This is a genomic window from Pseudarthrobacter oxydans, from assembly GCF_013314975.1.
In the GTDB taxonomy this organism is placed as follows: domain Bacteria; phylum Actinomycetota; class Actinomycetes; order Actinomycetales; family Micrococcaceae; genus Arthrobacter; species Arthrobacter oxydans.
On record NZ_JABTYH010000010.1, the window covers coordinates 109806 to 130208 of the forward strand.

At 63.7% G+C, this 20403-nt stretch carries 17 protein-coding genes, 2 pseudogenes and 1 riboswitch; of the genes and pseudogenes, 9 read left to right on the top strand and 10 right to left on the bottom strand.

The window, feature by feature from the left end:
- Nucleotides 1–44 precede the first annotated feature (44 nt).
- The gene (locus HTS88_RS09065; protein ID WP_174177547.1) at nucleotides 45–752 is read right to left on the bottom strand and encodes an RES domain-containing protein; all 708 of its coding nucleotides are present in this window, start codon (nucleotides 750–752) and stop codon (nucleotides 45–47) included.
- A 3-nt stretch (nucleotides 753–755) separates the two neighbouring features.
- Nucleotides 756–1148 (bottom strand): hypothetical protein, encoded by a 393-nt coding sequence (locus tag HTS88_RS09070; protein ID WP_174177549.1) that lies wholly within the window; start codon nucleotides 1146–1148, stop codon nucleotides 756–758.
- Nucleotides 1149–1687: 539 nt separating this feature from the next.
- On the opposite strand from HTS88_RS09070, the gene HTS88_RS09075 reads away from it, so the two are divergent.
- From HTS88_RS09075 to HTS88_RS09085, 3 genes are all read left to right on the top strand, one after another.
- A complete protein-coding gene (locus HTS88_RS09075) occupies nucleotides 1688–2473 on the top strand; it encodes a hypothetical protein (RefSeq protein ID WP_174177551.1) in 786 nt (261 codons plus the stop codon).
- A gap of 321 nt (nucleotides 2474–2794) precedes the next feature.
- Nucleotides 2795–3574 carry a CPBP family intramembrane glutamic endopeptidase gene (locus HTS88_RS09080; protein ID WP_174177553.1) on the top strand — a complete coding sequence of 260 codons (780 nt, stop codon included), beginning with the start codon at nucleotides 2795–2797 and terminating at the stop codon, nucleotides 3572–3574.
- 510 nt (nucleotides 3575–4084) lie between these two features.
- Entirely contained in the window at nucleotides 4085–4759 is a 675-nt protein-coding gene (locus HTS88_RS09085) for a fasciclin domain-containing protein (protein ID WP_174177555.1), read from the top strand.
- Between the two features lie 395 nt (nucleotides 4760–5154).
- Here HTS88_RS09085 and HTS88_RS09090 read toward each other — a convergent pair whose 3' ends face one another.
- The 3 genes from HTS88_RS09090 to HTS88_RS09100 form a co-directional block, all read right to left on the bottom strand.
- Nucleotides 5155–6147: an arsenic resistance protein gene (locus tag HTS88_RS09090; protein WP_174177557.1), complete on the bottom strand. Its 993-nt coding sequence runs from the start codon at nucleotides 6145–6147 to the stop codon at nucleotides 5155–5157.
- A 2-nt stretch (nucleotides 6148–6149) separates the two neighbouring features.
- Nucleotides 6150–6611 (bottom strand): MerR family transcriptional regulator, encoded by a 462-nt coding sequence (locus tag HTS88_RS09095; RefSeq protein WP_174177559.1) that lies wholly within the window; start codon nucleotides 6609–6611, stop codon nucleotides 6150–6152.
- Between the two features lie 462 nt (nucleotides 6612–7073).
- Nucleotides 7074–9545, bottom strand: coding sequence for a transglutaminase TgpA family protein (locus tag HTS88_RS09100; RefSeq protein WP_343044912.1), 2472 nt, complete (start codon nucleotides 9543–9545; stop codon nucleotides 7074–7076).
- A 330-nt stretch (nucleotides 9546–9875) separates the two neighbouring features.
- On the opposite strand from HTS88_RS09100, the gene HTS88_RS09105 reads away from it, so the two are divergent.
- From HTS88_RS09105 to HTS88_RS09115, 3 genes are all read left to right on the top strand, one after another.
- Complete coding sequence (locus tag HTS88_RS09105; protein ID WP_174177563.1) at nucleotides 9876–10115, top strand: DUF3188 domain-containing protein; 240 nt, start codon at nucleotides 9876–9878, stop codon at nucleotides 10113–10115.
- Between the two features lie 133 nt (nucleotides 10116–10248).
- Nucleotides 10249–10455: a hypothetical protein gene (locus HTS88_RS09110; protein WP_174177565.1), complete on the top strand. Its 207-nt coding sequence runs from the start codon at nucleotides 10249–10251 to the stop codon at nucleotides 10453–10455.
- A gap of 93 nt (nucleotides 10456–10548) precedes the next feature.
- Nucleotides 10549–10713, top strand: a riboswitch (cyclic di-AMP (ydaO/yuaA leader).
- Nucleotides 10714–10716: 3 nt separating this feature from the next.
- The gene (locus tag HTS88_RS09115; protein WP_174177567.1) at nucleotides 10717–11484 is read left to right on the top strand and encodes an NlpC/P60 family protein; all 768 of its coding nucleotides are present in this window, start codon (nucleotides 10717–10719) and stop codon (nucleotides 11482–11484) included.
- 103 nt (nucleotides 11485–11587) lie between these two features.
- Here HTS88_RS09115 and HTS88_RS09120 read toward each other — a convergent pair.
- The 3 genes and pseudogenes from HTS88_RS09120 to HTS88_RS22165 all read right to left on the bottom strand — a co-directional run.
- Nucleotides 11588–11777 (bottom strand): annotated as a pseudogene (locus tag HTS88_RS09120) (hypothetical protein); the annotation flags it as partial.
- 81 nt (nucleotides 11778–11858) lie between these two features.
- Nucleotides 11859–14345 carry a heavy metal translocating P-type ATPase gene (locus tag HTS88_RS09125; RefSeq protein ID WP_174177569.1) on the bottom strand — a complete coding sequence of 829 codons (2487 nt, stop codon included), beginning with the start codon at nucleotides 14343–14345 and terminating at the stop codon, nucleotides 11859–11861.
- A gap of 18 nt (nucleotides 14346–14363) precedes the next feature.
- Nucleotides 14364–15008: a metalloregulator ArsR/SmtB family transcription factor gene (locus tag HTS88_RS22165; protein WP_246256125.1), complete on the bottom strand. Its 645-nt coding sequence runs from the start codon at nucleotides 15006–15008 to the stop codon at nucleotides 14364–14366.
- Nucleotides 15009–15531: 523 nt separating this feature from the next.
- Between HTS88_RS22165 and HTS88_RS09140 the strand changes: the two are divergent.
- Both HTS88_RS09140 and HTS88_RS09145 read left to right on the top strand, forming a co-directional pair.
- Nucleotides 15532–16734: pseudogene (locus HTS88_RS09140) on the top strand (IS110 family RNA-guided transposase).
- Nucleotides 16735–17004: 270 nt separating this feature from the next.
- Nucleotides 17005–18258, top strand: a complete 1254-nt coding sequence (locus HTS88_RS09145) for an Nramp family divalent metal transporter (protein ID WP_174177571.1) — start codon at nucleotides 17005–17007, stop codon at nucleotides 18256–18258.
- Between the two features lie 20 nt (nucleotides 18259–18278).
- Here the strand turns inward: HTS88_RS09145 and HTS88_RS09150 are convergent, their stop codons facing one another.
- Nucleotides 18279–18956, bottom strand: coding sequence for a metal-dependent transcriptional regulator (locus HTS88_RS09150; RefSeq protein ID WP_174177573.1), 678 nt, complete (start codon nucleotides 18954–18956; stop codon nucleotides 18279–18281).
- A gap of 170 nt (nucleotides 18957–19126) precedes the next feature.
- On the opposite strand from HTS88_RS09150, the gene HTS88_RS09155 reads away from it, so the two are divergent.
- Entirely contained in the window at nucleotides 19127–19600 is a 474-nt protein-coding gene (locus tag HTS88_RS09155; protein ID WP_238340921.1) for a hypothetical protein, read from the top strand.
- A gap of 91 nt (nucleotides 19601–19691) precedes the next feature.
- Here HTS88_RS09155 and HTS88_RS09160 read toward each other — a convergent pair.
- Nucleotides 19692–20403, bottom strand: a 712-nt coding sequence (locus HTS88_RS09160; protein ID WP_246256111.1) for a copper resistance CopC family protein, incomplete at its 5' end; no start/stop codon positions are given.

Below are 20403 nucleotides of genomic sequence, written 5' to 3' on the forward strand. Positions count from 1 at the left end.
TAACGGATATTCCGTCAAGCTAGGGCGAAGAGCGGGGGAGCGGACTATTCGCTCCTCCATGTCAGGCCGAGCATCCGGAAGGCGTCCTTGATCGCGTCGCTGTCGTGGTGCAGTTCCTCGGGCCTGGCGTGCGTGAGCTTCGGGCTGACGTGAGGGTCGCCGGGCCGTTCGAAGATTGCCCAGAGCCTTAGGTCGTCGCCATGGCGGGACGCGAAGGTAACCCCGTCGAGGTCTGTTGTCTCGTAGATCCAAGCGGCAATGGCCTGGGTCAACCGGCGCGGCCGGGCATCTTTTAGGGCTGCGGCGTCCAGGTCTACGAGTCCGAGGCTGAGAGCCAGTCCGATGAAGTGCGGATGGAGGACAGCGATGGACCGGGAGTCCGTCACGGTGCAGTAGGTGCCGGTAAGTTCGGCTGACGTCGCTGCGCGGGCGTCAAGCCATTCCCGGGGCACCTGCCCGGATACCAGTGTCGGGTGCAGCACCGCATCTTCGTCGTCCTCGACGATCTCGTCCAGCTCCGTTGCTAGCCTCGCGTCACGGCGGAAGCCGGCGAGCACCTCGAGCAGGCATGCCCTCAGGCTGGAGCCGGCGTAGACGGTCCGGAAGTTTCCGTGCAGGTCATCCCACCGTCCGGGAAACCTGCCATCGGTTGCCCACTCCCAGCCACTCCACGCCCAAGGATCCGGGCGGAAACCAATGCGCCATACCCGGGTGTCAGCAGTGGCTGTTGCCAGTTGTTGCTCGTCAACCACCCGTCAGCCTGCTGCCGCGAATGCCCTGGCAGCGGCAAGGACCGCCTGTGCCGCGTCGTCGACCTGGCCTTCGCGCAGTAGCCGCGCTGGCGGCACGTCGTCCAGTTGGGGGTTCATTCCCTGGAACCAGGCTTGGACCACGGACCGGGAGTCCCGCTCAGCCAACAGAGCTGCGACGTGGTAGGCATGACGGAGCCGGGTCATGACCTCGGCTGACGGTTTCCGCTCACCGTCGGCCCACTGACGCACGGCCCGGGTTTCCTTGACCGAGCCGATGTAGGCAACGAGCTTCGCCCCCAGGATGTCCCGCAGGTCTCGGACCAGTTCAGGCTCGGAAAGCCGAATGGAATCCTGGTGCGCTTTCAGCCCTCCACGGGCTCCTGCAACGGCTGTCATGCCTTCATGGTGTCATGGAACAGCAGTATGTTTCAATGTCCAATCACACCCCGAATCACAAATGGGGACACCGATAACTGAAGATTGGTCCTCCCGCCGCTTCGTGTGGTGGCGTCAGAATAGTGCGAGATTCCGTTTTATTGACGGTGGCTCGTGATGTTCTCAGATCCCACCCTGACAGTGGGAGGGGTAGGAAACGGGGTGGGGTAGCTCGAGAATTGTCGAAATAGTCCAAATAATCTGGACTTGATGAGTCCGTTTGGGGCAGGCGGTGGTTATGTCACATGTCGTGACTGGGCGGGCCTCTGAGAACGAGAAGGAACTCCGCCCACAGGCCTAATCCTCCCTTGTCAGGCGGTTTTGACGTCAGGATGGGGTGTACATGTCGAGCACGTCCTGTCCTGAGTGTTGTCATGTCGAAATCTAAGTACTGTCTACTCGTGCGGCCTGATCTCGAGTGAGGGGTTAATGGTCAGCGGGGCCATCGCTTCCTCAGAGGCCTGGACGCAACGGCGTCAGGGCGGACCATTAGGAGGACCGTGAAGAGATCAATAGAACATGGGGGGTACGGCCACGCGCCTGAACTCTTCAGACGTGATTCCGAGGACTGGAGAGTTCCCCGGCGACAGGCGCTGTTGCTGGCCCTGCTGCCCTTCGTCCTCGCCGTCGTTGTGGCGGTCACTGTTCCCTTCAAGGAGCTCTATCTGTGGCTCGTTGATGAGGATTCCTTGATTGAATGGCTCCAGTTCCTCTGCTTGCTGGGCGCAAGCGTCTTCCTGCCCCTCCTGACTTTCCGCCTGTTGCGGATGGGACTCAAAGGTATGGCACTGCTCTACGGCCTGGTCACTCTCGGCGTCTGGTTTCTAACGGGCGAGGAGATCTCCTGGGGACAGCGCATTTTCGGTTGGGATACGCCTGAAGACTTGGGGGAGGTCAACCGCCAGGGCGAAACCAACGTGCACAACCTTAATGGAGTGCAGGACCTGGTCCCTCCCGCCATGCTCCTGGCGAGCCTGTATGGCACCTGTGCCCCGCTGGTAGGAGCGGCGGTCGGCGCTCGGTGGAACCGGGTTGTGGCCCGGCGCCTGCTGATCCCGCCGCTCTGCCTCGTACCGGCCTTCTTGTTGGCTGCGGGCTACCGCCTGTTCCGCCTATTAATCTGGCCGGAGCCCACATTCGTCATTTCGGAATACGGCGAAGTGATGGAGTTATGCCTGTATCTGGGGCTGGCGCTGTTCTGCTGGTTCAATCTGCGCCTACTGTGGCAGCAGCGTCTGGGCCCTGGGGGCCGGGACGTACCTGACCGTGTGGACCGGAGACTGTGAGATCGTTCCGGAGCGGTGTTCCGCAAGTCTCGTAAGAAGGCAATTCGCCTCCGGACCGCCAGCCCTGTGGCCTCAACGTGCAGCCTGGGGGTCGCCTGCTCAGCACGTCTTCGACTTAGAGCATGTGAAGGACGATGAGCAGCCGGTTGGCGGTTTCAAACAATAGCTGACGGGAACGCAGCGAGAGGCTGGGCCCGTGTCCGGGACAAGAGTCGCTGCGTCCACCTTCCCTGTTGGCTCGGAGAGGCAAGCCCCAGCACGCACCAGAGCCACTGCCTTGATGCTTTCGGCAAGGAGAAGAAGTATGGGCAAGATTGGAGGATGTTGGTTCCTTCCCGCCGTCGGCTGCGGTTCGAAGTATGGATAGTCCTGGGATTGTCGCTGGGGCAGTCCGCCGTCTACTCGGTGGTGCAGTTGGTGGAGAAGATGACCGGGGCGCCGCTGTCGCAGGGGACGTCCACGTTGAACAGGTCTCAGAGCACGCGTGAGTATTTCGACTTGACCTACCAGCTGCTGGACATCATCTTTGCCTTGGTTCCGGTCCTGTTGGTGATCTACTTCCTGACGGACCAGCGTCAGGCGGAGCCGGGGTCCCGTGGTGACTCCGGCTCCGCGTTCCGGAAGCTGGGGTTCAATTTCGCCAGACCGGGAAAGGACCTGCTGCAGGGGCTCGGGCTGGCCGCCTTGATTGGTATCCCATCGCTGGGCCTTTATGCCGTCGGCCGCGCTCTGGGCATTACAACGGCGATCATTCCAAGCGCCTTGGACTCCTACTGGTGGACGGTGCCGGTCCTGGTCCTGTCCGCCATGCGCCACGCAGTCGTGGAGGAGGTCATTGTTGTGGGATATCTTCTGGACAGGTTCGCCAAGTTCGGCTGGTCCCTGCAGGTGGCCATTTTTGCCAGCTCCACGCTGCGTGGCAGCTACCACCTCTACCAGGGCTTCGGACCTTTCATCGGAAATGCCATCATGGGCGTGGTCTTCGCCTGGGTTTATACCAAAACCCGTCGGGTGATGCCACTGGTCGTAGCCCACGGACTGGTGAACATCGTAGCGTTCGTTGGATTCAGCCTGTTCGGCAGGGCTGGGGGGCTGGGGTAGTTTCTAATAGAATTCCGACCGACCTTTGAACGCCTCCTGCACCCGATCCAGCCCGCCCGTGCAGATTTGCTTCTTGAAGTACGCGCACCCTCTTCGCCGGTTGCTTTCTGCCCTTTCCGGGCCGAAGTGACAGACATCAATCGCAGCCTTAAACGGGTCCAGCCGCCATGACACCCCTTGCCTTGGTTTGCGTTCGGGAGGGGTAGCCGATTCAAGAGCTTGCCGCACCGTCCTGCGATGGACCCCGTGCCGGGCCGCCAGCGCACGAACGGATAAGCCCTCGACCCGGGCGTCCCTTCGGATCCGCGCAAACAAATCCACTCTCGACTCCATCCAGGCCTACCCTCCGCTGATCCCATCTACTGATGGATCCAACGTTGAAGGTGGGGCCACGAATAACCGTCACAAGGTGCCCGGCGAGTCACAAAGTGGGGCCAGAAGTAACCGTCCTGCCGGGGCCATCCAAACCTGTCACAGCCACCGGACCGCCACAACTTAAGGAGAACTGGAATGCAGACAATGAAGCGCACAACTTTCACGGTCGCAGGCGTTGCGGCCGCGGCTCTGCTCAGCCTGACCGCCTGTGGCGGGGGTACCACCTCGAGCTCCTCCGCCCCTGCCGCCGCCCCTTCCGCTGCGAGCGAAGCGCCGTCACCGTCCGCCAGCGCTTCGGCCGGTGCCGCTATGGATCCGGCAGCGAACCTGGTTGGACCGGGCTGCGCAGCTTACGCGGAGCAGGTTCCCACCGGCGCAGGCTCGGTTGAGGGCATGGCCCTTGACCCCGTCGCAGTGGCAGCGTCCAACAACCCGATTCTGACAACCCTCACCGCGGCCGTGTCCGGCAAGCTCAACCCAAAGGTGGACCTGGTGGACACCCTCAACGGTGGAGAGTTCACGGTCTTCGCACCGGTGGACGACGCCTTCGCAAAGATTGATGCAGCCACCATCGATACCCTGAAAACGGACGACGCCCTGCTGAGCAAAATCCTGACGTACCATGTCGTCCCCGGCCAGATCAGCCCGGACAAGATCGCGGGCACCCACACCACTGTCCAAGGCGGATCCGTCACAGTCGCTGGTAGCGGCGACAACCTCAAGGTGGATGACGCCAACGTGATCTGCGGCGGCGTCAAGACCAAGAACGCAACGGTCTACCTTATTGACTCCGTGCTGATGCCCAAGTAACCAGCCCGGTGACGCCATGAGGAAGGGCGCGGAACATGTCGTTCCGCGCCCTTCCTCATGGTGTCACCACTTTGTGGCACGAATCGGCCCTGATTTTGTGGAGGCACTGGCGCGCCACGCCTGCCGCTTGCTTCCTGCGCCCTCTCACCCTTGAATAAGATGGAGCTACAGCGATGGTTTGGGCTGCCGGGCTGATCCTGAGGGCAATTTCTGCTATCCCGGTGGCCGCGGCCTGTGGGATATCTGCCACTCCTGGACGCCTCGCCCGGCCTGCACGTCAAGGTCGTCCTTGCCCCACTACAGGGGCAGGTCACCTTCGTAGTCCTAGTACAAGACAGGAACTTGGCCTTAGATCGGGATGGTCTGTTCAGTCCTAACTGCCCGGCCCCATCCCTTTATGAACCTGCACCTGTCAGGTGGTCTGACTTCTGCTCCGGCACGATGGCAGGAACGATGCGTACCAGGATGACCATGGCGACCAGTTCGACGAGTGTCTGGGTGACGACAGCCAGCGGGGCGATGCTCAGTGTCGGCGGCAGGGCCAGGGCCAGCGGGAGGACGACGAGGGAGTTGCGGGTAGTCACGGAGAAGATGGCGGCCCGGGTGCCCGGGACGTCGAGGCCGGCGGCCCGTCCTGCAACTTTTCCTAGGATGACCGCGATGATGACGAAGGCCACGTACAGGGGAATGACGCGGGTGAGATTGAGGACCCGAGAGCCCACTGCAGCGATCTGGGATCCGATCACGACAGCAAGAGTGGACATCATCAAGGGCACCATCGCCCCTGCCATGACCTGCTCCACTACCTGACCTGCACGGTGGCGGCGGGCGAAAGCTTGGACTGTAGCGGCGGCGGCCAGGGGCAGCACGATCAGCAGGAGGAAGGCTTCGATGAACGGGCCGACGTCAATCACCGTAAGGACGTCGCCGCCGGCGAAGAGGAACAGATAGACCGGGAGCAGGAGGATCTGCACCAGCATCAGCAGCGGGGTTGCAGCGAGCAGACGGGCGCTGGCTCCCCCGGCGATTCCGCTGAACACAATGACGTAGTCGATGCATGGGGTCAGCAGCACCAGCAGCACGCCGAGCATCAGCCCGCGGTCGTCCGCAACAAACCGGGAAAGCCCGAACACGACGGCAGGGACAATGATGAAATTTCCAATAAGCACTGTCCCCAGGAAGCGGATGTCGCGGAACGCTTTCCCCACCTCGATCAGTGGAACGGCCAGGAACGTGGCAAACAGCAGCAGGATCAGTACCGGTTCGATGGAGTGCTCAAGGGCCGGCGCGAGCTGCGGAGCAACCAAACCGACCGCCGCCCCGATCAGGATTGCGGCCATGTAGAGCAGGACCTGGTGATCGTCCCACCAGCCAATAATGCGGTTCATGATTACCGTGTTCCTTTGATGGCTGTCGTCTTGGGTTCGGTTTTCTGCGTGGCGCATGTTTCCCTCTGAGTGCCGAGGAGCGCGCATTCAGAACGGCAAGATCGTCCACTGTCCGGACAGGCACCAACCCTGGTCACTGCCGCCTCAAGCCGGTCACGCAGCAGGCGCAGGCTCGCAAGGCGTTTATCGACCTCAAGCAGCCGCTGCTGCAGCCTGGGATGAAGAACCTCACGCACCTGGGTACAACTCTCACCCTCGATAACGGCCAGAAGATCCACAATTTCAGCTAGCGACATATCAAGCTGCTTCGCAGCCTCAATGAACGACAGCTGGACGAGCGCGTCGACGTCATAGTCCCGGTACCCGTTAAGACCCCGCTCCGCTGTAAGAAGCCCTACCGATTCGTAATAGCGCAGCGTCGTCGCAGGGACCCCCGACGCCGCCGCCAGCTCTGAAATTCGCACGCTGCTCAGCGTAGACCTTCAAGTGCACTCGAAGGTCCACTCAGCCCGAATCTCAGTGCTGGAAATATACGCGGAGTGGGGCTGTGGCGGTATCAGAACGGGCAGGCCTCAAGTTCAAGCCCTGCTGCACCAAGCCCTCAAGCCCGTTGCGCCCAAAGCTGGCCCATGTCTGGGTTTATCCCCGGAATCCTGCCTGCTGCCAGCTGGTGTTTCCTATCTTTTCAGCTAAAAATAAGGGCTTCTTGTCTCTAAAGCCCACAGGGTCCCGTTCCTCGATTCGCGCGTCGACCTGCGCAAGAATCAACACCACTTTCCGTCAGTAATGCGTTTGTGAGACCGCTTTGGCCTCTTTCGGTTGAAGTTGGCTAAGGCGCCGAAGCAGGTCCGCCTTAACTGGGGGCCATTTTCCCGTCAGTGGTTTTGCTGAGCTGTGACGGCCTGTCGTTCTTGGCGCGCAGTTTTTCACCGTGAGCGCCGGGGAAGGGAGCGACCGGCGCTTTGTGTTGTTGTGGTAAGGCTCGTGCCGGCGGCCTTGATTGGTGCGGCGAAGATCCGGTACAGGCGAGACGTGACGGAGGGTGGAATCCATGTTGCGCGGAGGCGTTGCGTGAGCGTGGCGTTGGCCCGCAGGGAGAGTTCCAGGGCGGCAAGATGTGCTGTCGCGCCTTCCTTTTTCACCGAGGCTCCTTTTTGTTCCGCGGCGCGGCAAGGTTCGTCGCCTGCTGCTGGAGGCGGGCCGTACCTGTACCGTTCGAAGTCCGTAGTCAGCTCGACTGCAGCCTCGTGGGCGTACGAGTCTTTCCCGTCGGGCTGTCCCAGCCGCATGCGGAGGCGGCTTGCATATGCTCTCGGCGTTTCGCTGGGATCAGGGGGTAAGCCGTAGTCGATGCCCAGGTCCAGCATTTCACTCCAGGCCAGCGGGACCGCGTCGCCGGGGTTCTTCGGCCGCAAGCGGCGGGCACGGATGCCAACGCGGATCAAATGCGGTGCGGCCATGAGAAGAGCGACTATCAGGACTCCGCCGACCCCGAGCAGCCGGGTTGAGAGATGTTGGGACGGTTCAGCGGTGCCGCCCGTGCCGGGGGCGGGAGGCAGGGTGGCGTTGGGTGCAGGTGAGGGGGCCGGCGCGGTTTCGGTCAGCAGGTCGTCGTTGTTTTCCAGCGCCCCCGGTGCTCCTGAGTTGGAGGACTCGGTGGCGTAATCGGGTACTACGCCCCGGGAAGGGGTGGGTTCGAAAGGTACCCAGCCCAGATCCTGAAAGTAGAGTTCTGGCCAGGCGTGGGCGTCGCGGGCGTCCACTTCATATTCGGGAAGCGGGCCCTGTCCGGCGACGGTCACCGTGGCTCCGGTCAGTCTTCCCGGCGCATAGCCCACGGCAATGCGGCTTGGAATTCCTTCCAGCCGTGCCATGACCGCCATCGCGGACGCATAGTGTATGCAGTAGCCGCTCTTTTGCTTCAGGAAGTCGGCCAGGACGGAGAGACCGTTGCCGTCGTAACCGCCCTGGACCGGTGACTGCAGGGAGTACGTAAACTCAGCGGATCGGAGGTACCCCTGCAGGGCTAGTGCCTTTGTGTACGGTGTGGTGCTGGAGCCAGCCACAGCAGCGGCGGTGGTTTTGACGATCTCCGGAACGCCCCGGGGGATTCTGGTGAATTCCTCTGGGACGTTCCGCGCCGGGGCGGAGGACCGCGCCAGCAGCTCCGGCGACAGTTTCGGCACTGAGGATGTGACAACATAGCTCTGCCGGCGGGACGTGGTGTCGGATCCCCTGATGCTCAAGGTGGCCGGGTCCCACGTCCAGCGGCCTTCAAGTCCGCGCACTGATTCCGGGGCGTAGGGCGCGGGAAGATAAGGGCTATTGAAAGACCCAGTATCAATGGCGGTCGTCTGTTGGATCTGGTCATCACCCGGAACCGCGTAGCCAGGATCTATCGGGCCGGTCAACGGCAGGCGCGCGGCGTTCCGGTCGTCCGGGCCCCAGGACTCGCCGTCGAAATTGTCCACAGTGACGGTGCGCAGGTACAGCGGGGTGGAGGCGTTGGTGGCATAAGTGATCCGCCCGCTCCCGTCCGGTGCGCGCAGGCTGTTCCCGAGGGTGATCATCGGGTTCAGCCCATTTGACGTGCCCCAGGGATTAAGCCGGGAGCCCTGCGGGAAAGTGCCCTGGTCAAATCCCGGGATGGCCAATGGCACCAGAAAGGTTGCAACCAGTGCAGCCCCGCCCGTGAGCGCCGCGCGCCGGACGTGCCCGGGACTCCGCACCGAATCTGTCGAGGCGCCCGCCCCCGGGGCGAACCACCGGCTGCAGGCGAGAATCCACAGATACCCGGCAGCGGCGGCAGCGAAGGCCCAGAAGCCCGCACTGTGCGGCTTCATAATGGCGGGCACCACCAGGATCGCCAGCAGCGCCGCCCCGGTGACGGCCGGCATGCCGAGGGGTACCGCCAGGGCGTCCACCATGAGGACCAAAAGTCCAATAGCCGCGCAGATAACCATCACGACACCGGTGTTGGGCGCCACAGGCGCCGTTTCCGAAAGGACGGTTTCGCTGGCACGCCGTATCAACCAGCCCAGGTCTGCCAACGTGGCTGTCGTCGGAATGATCCCCAGGATGGCTGATCCGCGGAAGAACGTCACTGTCAGGATGCCGCAGAGGGACAGGAAACCCCCGGCAGTCACCAGGAGGGGATGCACCCGCAAGGCACGCAGTCCGGCGAGGGTGAAACTTATCACCAACACAACAGTGGCCACCGGCCAGTACCAGACCCAGCCTCGCAGCACCCCGTTCAGGGACAGCGCGGCACCGCAGACAGCCATGACAATAGCGGCGGCCATGGCCCACGGAAACGCACCCGCGCCGGCACTGCCGGCAAAATTACCTTTCGAGGCCGGCTCCCTGGTTCCGGGCGGCACGGCCGGGGCAATGGTCACGAAGCCACCCCCACTTCCCCGTCTGGCCATTCTGCCGCAACCGGCGGTGGCAGGCCCTGGGTGAATTGTCGGGCGGCCGCCACCGCATCAGATGGCAGCATCTGTAACAGCCTCCTCGGGTTGAAATTGGCTGGTGTGACACGAGGTCTGCGTCCACCGTAAGGCCGTGGCGGGCAACAGGGAAGAGAGCCAAGGGTCCGCTTCGCGACCGGGCAGCCGCCAAGGTCACACCGTCGCCAAAGGCCGGGCCCGCACGCTTTACTCGGCGCCCTTTCACCGTCCTGGTAAGGATGTGAACAACCAGACTCGTCCTGCCCGTAGAATGGGCTGGTGCTAAATGAGTTCTGGGCCACCGCTTCTGCGTCGTACAAGGCCGTTGTCTTTGGCGCCATGGGATTGATCGCGGCCGGGATTGTGCTCAATCTTATTGGACAGATGAGGGACAATGACGCTGTGAAATTTTCTTCGTTGGCTGTCATCGGTGCGGGACTGGTGCTCCATGCTGCCGGCGTTGTCATTCGGGGCCACAGAGTTCAAAGGCTCATTCGGAAGCACTCGACAAAAGGATGACTCAGTGCAGAATACGTTCGTCGCTTCGGGCCTTCATGCCCTGAGTACGATGCCGACTCCCGGTCCCGGGAACGACGGGCTACGACCCGGGCTGAGCGCCGATCAGGTATCACCGGGATTCCTTGGATTTCTGATGACCGCGTTTATGGTCATTGCGGTGGTGATGCTCATGGTCTCGATGACCAGACGGATCCGGCGCGTGCGCTACGATGCACAGTTCAGCGAGCAGGCCTCACAGACCGAGCCCGGCGAAGCGGGAACCACAGGCGCCGGGGAGATCCCGGGCGAAGCGGACGTGCCGCCCGGAGAAAGCACTCAGGCGCCCGTTATGCGAATGTGACAAATGCCGCTGACATGACATAGGGTCGAGGGCGTGCCGGTTCTACTGGGGAGCGGCGCTCCCGAGCAGATTGCCGAGCTCTGCCGCTGTCTTGGGATCCGTTCGCTAACTTCGTCCGGCAGAGACGGGGAACCCAACAGCGGCCTGCCTGGGCAGGCCTTGGGGTGAAGCCGTGCCTGGTGCATTCGTGCGCCCTCACGGCCGGGTGTCTCCCATCCGAATCCGACAGCTAACCTCGCAGGCAGTGGGAGAGGCCCTTTCATGCCCTTGCGCAGAACTCACGGACGCCACCGCGCGGTCCCCGTCCACACCAGCGCTCTTTCGGTGCTGTCCAAATCCGTCGCTGCCAGCGCCGGGACTGCAGGACGTCAGGCAGCCGTCATCGCCGCGGCTTCCGGCCTGGTTCTGACCAGCGGCATTGCTGCCCAGGCCGCAGATGCACCGGCCCAGCGAGACGCGGAACCAGCGTCGGCCCTGGAGCCCGCCTCCCAGGTTCAGACCCCGCTCACTGCTGACGCTACGATCCAGATCTCCTTCGAGCGTCCCGCCGTGAAGACAACACCGGCGCCCGTCATCGAGACACCCAAGCCTGTTGCAGCTCCCAGCGCTGCTGTCGCAGCCACGCCTCCCGCCGCAAAGGCCGCCGCGCCGGCGAAGGCCCAGGTCACCGTCACCCCTGCCGCCGCCGCACCTGCTCCGGCGGCAGGCGGCACCAACGCCACCATGGTGTCTTCCGCTTACGCCCAGATCGGCATGATTCAGGATTGCACACGGTTGGTGGAAAACGCTCTTAATGCTGCCGGGATCCCTGTCGGTGACCTTGGGCCGATGCAGTTTATGAACTACGGCACCGTGGTCACCGACCCCCAGCCTGGTGACATGGTGATGCAGCCCGGCCACGTCGGTATTTACCTCGGCAACGGCCAGGTCCTCAGCTCTGGACTGAACGGCAAAAACGAAACGGCCGTTCACCCCCTGACCTGGATGACCTCCAAAGGTGCAGTCACCTTCGTCCGAGCGGGAGCCTGAGCTCTAGAGACCTGCTGATGGCCGGTAGTCGGCGCCTTGGGGGCGCCGACTACCGGCCATCAGCATATATGGGGCGGCTTGTGAATAGGTGAAATATCCGACGCTAAGGTTTTGCCGGTCGTCGTAGTGGCCTGTATTTGCCGGGTTTGATGTGATTTGTGCGCGGCCAGGTAGACGGTGTTCCAGAGGGGATGGTGGGGGTGAGAAGGTTAAGGCCGCTGGCGTGCTAGCGCTGTTGTTCGAAGGAGCGGTCGCGGATTTTCGCCGAGCCGGTTGAAGAATACGGCTCGGGCCGTGACCTGATATTTGTATCCGCCGAATTTGCATCAACATGACGGCGACCTTTCCATCCAGCCAACTCACTTCAGGACACGCTATTTGGTTTTGGATTCGCGGTAGGCGAGGAGGCGGAGTGCGTTGGCGACGACGAGCAGGGTTGATCCTTCGTGGATCAGGACGGCGAGGCCGATGCCGATGGTCCCGGTGATGGTGGCCGGGATCAGGATCGCGACGATGCCGAGGCTGGCCCAGAGGTTCTGGCGGATTATCCGGCTGGATTGCCGGCTGAGGTTCACGGCGAAGGGGAGCCGTTGAAGGTCATCTCCCATGAGGGCCACGTCGGCGGTTTCCATGGCGACGTCGGAGCCGGCGGCGCCCATCGCGATCCCGACGGTGGCGTTGGCCATGGCCGGTGCGTCGTTGACGCCGTCACCGACCATCGCGACCTTATTTTCCCGGCCGCGCAGCTCGATGACGGCTTTGACCTTGTCTTCGGGCAGCAGGTCGCCGCGGGCCTCATCGAGCCCGAGCTTTCCGGCGACTGCGTCAGCGACGGTCTGGTTGTCACCGGAGAGCATGATCATTTGCTGGATCCCGGCCTGGCGCAGCCGCGTGATAACCGACGCTGCGGAGTCCCGGGGCGTGTCCATCAGTCCGAGGACGCCCAAGTACCGGGATCCGCGGCGGACGACCATGGTGGTCCGGCCCGCGGCCTCGAGCCGGGCGGTGGAGCCGGTGATGTCCTGGGTCAGCCTTGCCCCGTCGATTTCGGTGAAGAGCTGCTGCTTGCCGATGTGAATCTGTTCGCCGTCAATCAGAGCGCTGACCCCGCGGCCAGTGATGCTGGTGACGGCCCCGGCGGTGAGCGGCGGTGTGCCGTCCAGCCGGGCGCGCGCCGCAGTCACGATGGCCGAGGCCAGCGGGTGGTCGCTTTGGGACTCGACGGCGAGGGCGACATTGAGCAGTTCGGACTCCTTGACTCCCGTCGCCGGTTCCACATCGGTCATTTCCGGTTTGCCCTCCGTGAGGGTGCCGGTCTTGTCGAAGGCGATAGCACGCAGAGTGCCCAGATTCTCCAAAGGTCCGCCGCCCTTGATGAGCAGGCCGCCGCGGGCTGCCCGGGCCAGCCCGGACAGGACCGCGCTCGGGGTGGAGATCGCCAGCGCGCATGGGCTGGCGGCGACCAGGACGGCCAGGGCCCGGTAGAGCGTGGCGGAGAACGGCTCGTCAATGACCAGGCCGGCGAGGAGCAGCCCAACGACGAGGATCAGCACGGCGGGAACGAACACGCGCTGGAAGCGGTCCGTGAAACGCTGCGTGGGCGAAATCTGGGCCTGGGCTTCGCTGACCATCCGCACCACGCGGGCGAGCGTGGAGTCCTTCGACAGCCGTGTCACCTCGATCTCCAGAACGCCGGGCCCGTTGATGGTTCCCGGGTAGATCCGGCTTTCGGCCGGGATGTTCGCCTCCTTCCGGGAGGCCTGTGGTCCGATCGGGACCTTGTCCACGGGGATGCTTTCCCCGGTTACCGCTGACTGGTCCACGCTGCTCTGGCCGAGAGTGACGTAACCGTCGGAGGGGATGCGGGTGTTGGGTTTAATGATGACGGTGTCGCCGATCCGCAGCTCCCCGACCGGGATTTTGTGCTCGGTGCCGTTGCGTCTGACGAGCGCGGTGTCGGGGGCGAGTTCTGCCAGGGCCTGGATGGCGCGCCGCGCCCGTCCCATAGCGTAGCTTTCCAGTGCGTGGCCGATGCTGAACAGCGCCAGCAGCAGGGCGCCCTCGGCGAGGTCCCCGAGGACCGCTGCGCCAGCGGCCGCGACCAGCATCAGGAAATCGATCTCGAACCGCTTGGCCATCACCGTCTGGATGGCTTCCTTCAGGGTGTAGTAGCCGCCGAAGAAATACGCGGCGATATACAGTGCCATGGAAACCGCGTCGGCCACGGCAGGGCTGAGCCCGAGCAGGAAGCCCGAGGCAAGGGTCAGGGCGCACAGGACCGCGAAGATCAGCTCGCTTCGCTCACCAAAGATCCCCCCGTGCCTGTGATCATGCCCTTCATGGTCTTCCCGCGGTTCCGTGGGCGCCGCGGTCTCGCCGGCACCACCGGGTGCTTTGGAAGCACCGGGCCGGCCTTCGCGTGGTGGTGTCCCGAAGCGCTCGAGAATGTCCGTGATCGCCTTCTCCGAGGTCCGGTCGGTGAAGTATTCGACCGCGACGGAACCGGTGGCGGAGACGTGGGCCTCCGCCACGCCGTCCAGGCTGCGCAACCGCTGTTCAAGCAGCTGCGCCCGGGCTGGCCTGGAGACGCCGGCCACCTCTATGCTGAGATGGCCGAAGTCGCTGTCCACCCGCGCACCAAGGGACACGGCCAGTTCACGGATCCGGCCCAAGCTGATGACACCGGGTTCGAAATGCACGCACAGCTGCGCCGCGGCCGTGCCGTCTGCGCGCTTGACGTGGGCATCGATGACGCCCTGCCGGGCCTGAAGACCGTCTGTCAGCATCTGGACGCAGGCGTCCTGTTCATCCAGCGCCTCGGGCAGCACGGTCTTCAGGTCAAGCTGGGTATCGATTGCCATACGTGCTCATTCACAGTGTCAGGGCCGGTCGGGTAAGGGGTGCGGGTATAAAGCGCCGGGAATCAGCCGAACAGGTCCCCGAGGAAGCCGCCGCGCTTGCGGCGGTCGTGCCCGGTCCCCGTGCCCGTCGTGGTGGCCGTCCCTGCGGTCGGGGTACGGAGGCTGAGCGGTTCCGGGCGCGGGATTCCGGGCTGCGTAGAACGAGGCTTCGGCGTCCATCAGGGACTCCAGTTCGCCGCGGTCCAGGAAAATTCCGCGGCAACCTGTGCATTGATCGATGATGACGTCGTTGCGTTCGTAGGGATGCATCTCCGATGCGCATTTGGGCAGGTGAGTGTGCTGGGTGAAGTATTCACGATGACTCCTGGTGGATTGGTTCGGTGGTGCGGGCTCAGCGGCGGCAGAGGTTGCGGTAACCATAGGGGAGTGGCTGGCATGGGTGATCGCGATGTCCAACAGCATCCGGACGTGGCTGTCGCCAAGGCGGTAAAACCCGACGCGCCCAGCGCGGCGGGTTTCCACGATACGGTGTGCGCGCATACGCCGGAGAGCCTGGCTCACCGAGGATTCACTCAGCCCCCTCACCGAGGCAAGGTCATGAACGCACACCTCGCCAGCTTTAAGCAGCGTGGCAAGAATCCGGACCCGGCCCGGGTCGCCCATCAACCTAAACACAGCCGCCACCCGTTCGACATCCTCCGCTGAGGGCAACGCCCCCTGCAGGACCTCAATCCACGTGCCACTCGCCACTATTGTCCCGGTTCTTCCCGAACGTGCCGTCAGGGTGGGGAATGGACTGAAGTCGTCAGGACATACGAGTGAATTATCACATGATCAGTTGACTACGGGGTGCTTCATTTCCCCTTTTTCCGATGCGTGCGGCCATTCGAACAGTCCAGGGGTGACCAGTCCCGAAACCGTCATCGTGCCGTGGCGTCCAACCGATCCAGTGCCCGTTACATTTATTGGGTCCCCGAGGGTCGGGGATTTTGGTCGCTAAATCCGCTATCACTTTCTTGCCCTGTTTTTAATGATCCGGGGGGTGTTGTCGCCGGGTTCGGAGGCACACGTGGACTGCTGATGGGGACACGGTCGGCTCCTTCCGATTGGGCGAGGTCTCTTTGTAACGCGGGTGCCAGCATCGGGTGTCGTGACTGCGGCCATGAGTGGTGCAAAGGAGCGCCGGATGGACGAAGGATACGAGGTTTTTTCTGGGGGCTCTATGTCGGTAAGTCTGAGCATCACGCTGTGGGGTTGAATGCGATTCGGTGAACGTCTTCGACAAGCCGTTGCCGTAGGATGAGGCGCGGCTGCGCGAGCTGTTCATCGGCCTGCAGCAGCAGGGCCGCGTGCTCGTGATCGTGATAGTGGACCAGCCCAACACCATCGACGCGCTGCCAATAGCGGTGGCGCGGGACTGTGGCTGCACTGTTGCCTACCTCCCGGGCCTGCCGATGCGCAAAGCGGCTGACCTGTACCCGGGAAAGTCCAAGACGGACGCCCGGGATGCGTCTATCATCGCCGAGACTGCACGTGCCATGCCGCACACCCTGCAGGCCGTCGACCGGGACAGCGAGGTACCCGCAGCGCTGAAAGTGCTTTCCGGCTTCGACGCCGATCTGACCCATGAGTGCACCAGGGCAATCAACCGTCTGCGGTCACTGCTGCTGCAGATTTTCCCCGCCCTGGAGCGAGTCTTCCCAGAACGTGCTGACCCGGCGGCCTGGCCCTGGAACTGTTCAATCAAATACGCCGGACCGACCGGCCTGCGGGCCGCGGGCCGTGGCAACGTGTGGCGCCGGGCCAGGAACCACAGCCGCAGGGACCCGGTGAATCTGGTCGACGCGATCTTCACGGCGCTGGGCGAGCAGACCGTCACAGTGATCGGCACCGAAGCCGTCGTGGTCATTCCCCGAGTCGCCGCCCAGATCAAGGAGCTCAAGCACCAGCGCGCCATCGTGGCCGAAGAAGCCGAAAAGCTCCTCGGTGACTTTCCTCTTTCCCAGGTCTTGAGGTTCATGCCGGGAGTCGGCATCAAGACCGCAGAGACGGTACTCCTGACCATCGGCGATGGCGGTACCTTCATCTCTCCCGGGCACCTCGCCGCCTAGGCGGGCATTGCCCCGGTGACACGCCGCTCCGGCACCTCGACATGCGGTGGATTGCCCGCACGATCAGGGAACAAGCAACTCAAGAACGCCCTCTTCAGATCCGCTTGGACCGCCAGCTGCCACCACCCCGTGTCGAAGGCCTACTACCAAAGGAAACGGTCACAGGGGAAGAAGCGCAACGCAGCCGTTATCTGCCTGGTCGACCAACGCTGCGAGTCATCTACTCAATGCTTAAACACGGAACCTTCTACGAGGAAAAACCCGCCCTGTCCGCTTGACCAAAAGCATAGGGAGACTCCCCTTAATAGGGCGCCGAGGACGTAGATGACGAGAAATCCGAGGAAGAACATCGCACCCAGGAGCACCTTGCACTGACCAAACAAGGCTGAACGCAAGACTCCACCAGCAGACGTCAGGGTCAGACATGCGACTAAGCGGGTGCGATTGGCTACAGGCCACTCCACCCGTTCGCGGGATGCCGAAAATCTACTTTTCGGTATGCCTAATTATTGGTAATCTTCGGTGAGTCACTCCGAAGACGAGGAACCATGGCCACACTCACCCGTACTGATCGTGCGGAGCATAAACCCCGGTGGCGGTCGCGTCTGTTGTTGCTCGGCCCGGCCTTCGTGGCCGCTATTGCTTATGTGGATCCTGGGAACGTCGCGGCGAACCTTACCGCGGGGGCCAACTTCGGGTACCTGCTGGTGTGGGTGCTGGTGGCCGCGAATCTGATGGCGGTCCTGGTCCAGTACCAATCGGCGAAGCTTGGTTTGGCCACCGGCTTGAGCTTGCCGGAAATTCTGGGCCGGCGCTTGGGTACAGGCCGGCGGCGGTTGTACTGGCTGCAGGCCGAGCTGGTGGCCGGGGCGACAGACATGGCCGAGGTGATCGGCGGGGCGGTGGCGCTGAATCTTCTGTTCGGGCTTCCTCTGCTGGCCGGGGGCGTCATCATTGGTTTTGCTTCAATGTTGTTACTGGCCCTGCAGTCCACCCGGGGCCAGCGGTCCTTTGAGTACGCGATCATGATGTTGCTGGCCGTTATTGCCGTCGGCTTCGTTTCCGGCCTGTTCGTGAACCCACCGGAAGCCGGGAGCGTGGTGTCCGGCCTGATTCCCCGCTTTGAGGGCACCGACACGGTCCTGCTGGCAGCCAGCATGCTCGGCGCCACGGTGATGCCTCACGCGATCTATCTGCACTCCGCGCTGGCGCGTGACCGTCACGGCTTTTCCCATGATCCGGCGGTAAGGGCACGGCTGATCCGGGTCACCCGGTATGACGTCGCCGGTGCCTTGATGCTTGCCGGTCTGGTTAATATCGCCATGTTGCTGCTGGCGGCGTCCAGCCTCCGCGGAATTGAAGGCACCGACACTATCGCCGGGGCCCATTCCGCCGTAACGGCGGCGCTGGGGCCTGTTATCGGCGTGGTTTTCGCCGTCGGGTTGTTGGCTTCGGGGCTGGCCTCCACATCTGTTGGCTGTTACGCCGGTGCGACAATCATGGGTGGCCTGCTGAAGGTCAGGATTCCGCTGCTGACGCGCCGGGCCATCACGCTTGTCCCGGCGCTGTTGATCCTTGGCGCCGGAATCGAACCGACCCTAGCCCTGGTGCTGAGCCAGGTCCTGCTCAGTTTCGGCATACCCTTTGCCCTGATACCCCTGATCCGGCTCACGGGCGACCGTAAAGTCATGGGGATCCACACCGATTCCAGGGCGCTGAAGATTGCAGGGTGGACCAGCGCAACCCTGATCGTTGGACTCAACTGCATCCTCATCGTCCTGACCGTCACCGGCCAGTCCTGAATCTGCTCCCGCCCGGCAGGTCAGGGGCGGGGGCAAACCCAGATCGCATCCGCCGCCTCCGGGCCGATCTCGATACCGGCTTCCTGCCCGGTGAGACGGACCATCGTTCCGGCGGCGAAGGGCCGCGGTTCGGCGACGGTCAGCTCCGTGCCGGGCAGCAGCCCCAGCCCGGCACAGTACCTGAGCAGGGCCGGATCAGCGTCAGAGACCCGCGTCAGGGTCAGCCAGGTGCCGGCCGGGGCGGCCGACAGCAGAACCTCGTTTTCACTGTCTGCAGCGGACTCCGTTGAAGGGATGGGGGCCCCGTGCGGATCGCGAGCGGGGTGGCCGAGGAGCCGGTCGATCCTTTCGGTCAGGGTTTCAGAGACTGCATGTTCGAGCACGTCTGCCTCGCCGTGGACCTCATCCCAGCCGTATCCGAGTATTTCGACCAGAAACGTCTCCAGGAGCCGGTGTCTGCGCACCAGCACTGCGGCCTGCTCACGGCCGGCCGCGGTGAGTTCCACATGTCCGTAGCGGGCGTGGACGACCAGGCCCGCCTCGGCCAGCTTCCTCACGCCTTCGGAGGCGGTGGAGGCGCTGATTGCCAGGCTTTTGGCCAGCCCGCCGACCGTGACCGGGGCGGCGGCGCGTTCAGCACCTATCCAGATCAGCTTCAAATAGTCCTGGGCGGCGGACGTCAGATCCAGCAGCGGCATGGTTCTGATACTAGCGACCCGTCGCGTCGCCCCGAGTTTGCCGTGAGGGCAGGGCAGGGCAGGACAGCATTGATCCATCCGGTCCTGTACTGTCGTCAAGGGCTGGAACGGCCGTCCGATTCGGTCGGCGCCCCGGTCCCGGGACGGGAACGATGATCGAGGGAAATGCGATGACAGCGGAGAGTACACCGCCGAAGGAACCGGCGCGGGCTGCAGGCCAATCGGCACCGCCGGAAGGAATGCCGCTGGCTGGCCGACGTCTGCTGATGGTCGGCGGCCTCTGCATTCCGGTCGGGCTCGTCGCCGGGCCGTTTCTGCTGCCTGCCCAGCTTCTCGCCGTCGCCGGCATCGTGCTTCTCGCTGTGGCCCTGTCATACCGGGCCGGGCCGCGCTGGTTTTCGCGCTGGTCCATGGCCGTCGCCGTCGCCGGTGGACTCTGGCTGGCTGCCACGGCCGCCTATTACGCCACGATAATGATCGCCGCCGACGCCTCCGCCCCGTTGCCGGGGACCGCCCAGGTGCTTTACAACGCCGGAGCGGTCTTCTTTGCGCTGATGGTGGTGGCTACTGTCACGGCCGTGGTACTCAGGATCCTCGGAAACCGCCGTGCGTCCCCGGGTGGGGCAGCCTCGTCAGGAGCCTGACTCACAAGACCGGCGCCCGGCGGTAAGCCGGGCTTCTGGCCGGTGTGCCCGCGGGGAACACCGGCCAGAAACGGTTTCATGCCCGGAACGGTCAGGCGCCCGGGCCGGCCTTTCTGCGGCGCAGCCACCAGGTGACGCCAGCTGCTGCCGCCAGGAGCCCGAACGCGATTCCCACCGCCAGCGGTGCGTTGTCATCGTTGGGCCGTGGTGCCGGCGGAACCGCGCTATCCGTCCCCTGCGGGGCCGTCGAGGGGGTGGCTGCCGGCACCGAAACAGTAGCGGACACGGCGGGTGCAGGTGTAGTCGCCGTCGCCGGCGTTTGGACGGTGAAGGTGTAGGTGCCTTCGATGGGATGTCCGTCGGAGGACACGGCCCGCCACTGCACGGTGTAGGTGCCGGGGCTTCCCGGGGCGGTTTTGGTGGACAGGGTCGGCCCTTCCACGCTTACTGAGCCATCGCTGACGGTGGCTCCGGCGCCGTCCGTGACGGTGATGACGCTCAGGTTCAGGGATGCCGAATCGGTCGGGGGCTGGGTGAGGGTCAGCGATACGGTCTCCGGCGCGGTTGTGAGAACGCTGTCGCGGGCCGGGGCGGTCGAGGACAGGGCGTCGTGGGCCAGTGCCGGCGATGCGGTCAGGGCCGCCGGCAGCAGCAGGGCTGCGACGGCCGCCAGCCGGAGCCGGGACTTGGGCGTGAATCGGGGTTTCATGGTGGTTTCCTTCGAAAAGATGTGGCGCAGGCGTTCCGTTGAACGGGCCTGCAGGTTTTTGTGCGGCGGCCGGTGGCCGCACCGTGGGCTTAAC

What these genes read in the sequence shown, in the direction of transcription:
- HTS88_RS09070 (WP_174177549.1), bottom strand. Translation starts at nt 1,148, where the DNA reads ATGACAGCCGTTGCAGGAGCCCGTGGAGGGCTGAAAGCGCACCAGGAT.
- HTS88_RS09080 (WP_174177553.1), top strand. Translation starts at nt 2,795, where the DNA reads ATGTTGGTTCCTTCCCGCCGTCGGCTGCGGTTCGAAGTATGGATAGTC.
- HTS88_RS09085 (WP_174177555.1), top strand. Translation starts at nt 4,085, where the DNA reads ATGCAGACAATGAAGCGCACAACTTTCACGGTCGCAGGCGTTGCGGCC.
- HTS88_RS09090 (WP_174177557.1), bottom strand. Translation starts at nt 6,147, where the DNA reads ATGAACCGCATTATTGGCTGGTGGGACGATCACCAGGTCCTGCTCTAC.
- HTS88_RS09110 (WP_174177565.1), top strand. Translation starts at nt 10,249, where the DNA reads ATGACCGCGTTTATGGTCATTGCGGTGGTGATGCTCATGGTCTCGATG.
- HTS88_RS09115 (WP_174177567.1), top strand. Translation starts at nt 10,717, where the DNA reads ATGCCCTTGCGCAGAACTCACGGACGCCACCGCGCGGTCCCCGTCCAC.
- HTS88_RS09125 (WP_174177569.1), bottom strand. Translation starts at nt 14,345, where the DNA reads ATGGCAATCGATACCCAGCTTGACCTGAAGACCGTGCTGCCCGAGGCG.
- HTS88_RS22165 (WP_246256125.1), bottom strand. Translation starts at nt 15,008, where the DNA reads ATGGGCGACCCGGGCCGGGTCCGGATTCTTGCCACGCTGCTTAAAGCT.
- HTS88_RS09145 (WP_174177571.1), top strand. Translation starts at nt 17,005, where the DNA reads ATGGCCACACTCACCCGTACTGATCGTGCGGAGCATAAACCCCGGTGG.
- HTS88_RS09150 (WP_174177573.1), bottom strand. Translation starts at nt 18,956, where the DNA reads ATGCCGCTGCTGGATCTGACGTCCGCCGCCCAGGACTATTTGAAGCTG.
- HTS88_RS09155 (WP_238340921.1), top strand. Translation starts at nt 19,127, where the DNA reads ATGACAGCGGAGAGTACACCGCCGAAGGAACCGGCGCGGGCTGCAGGC.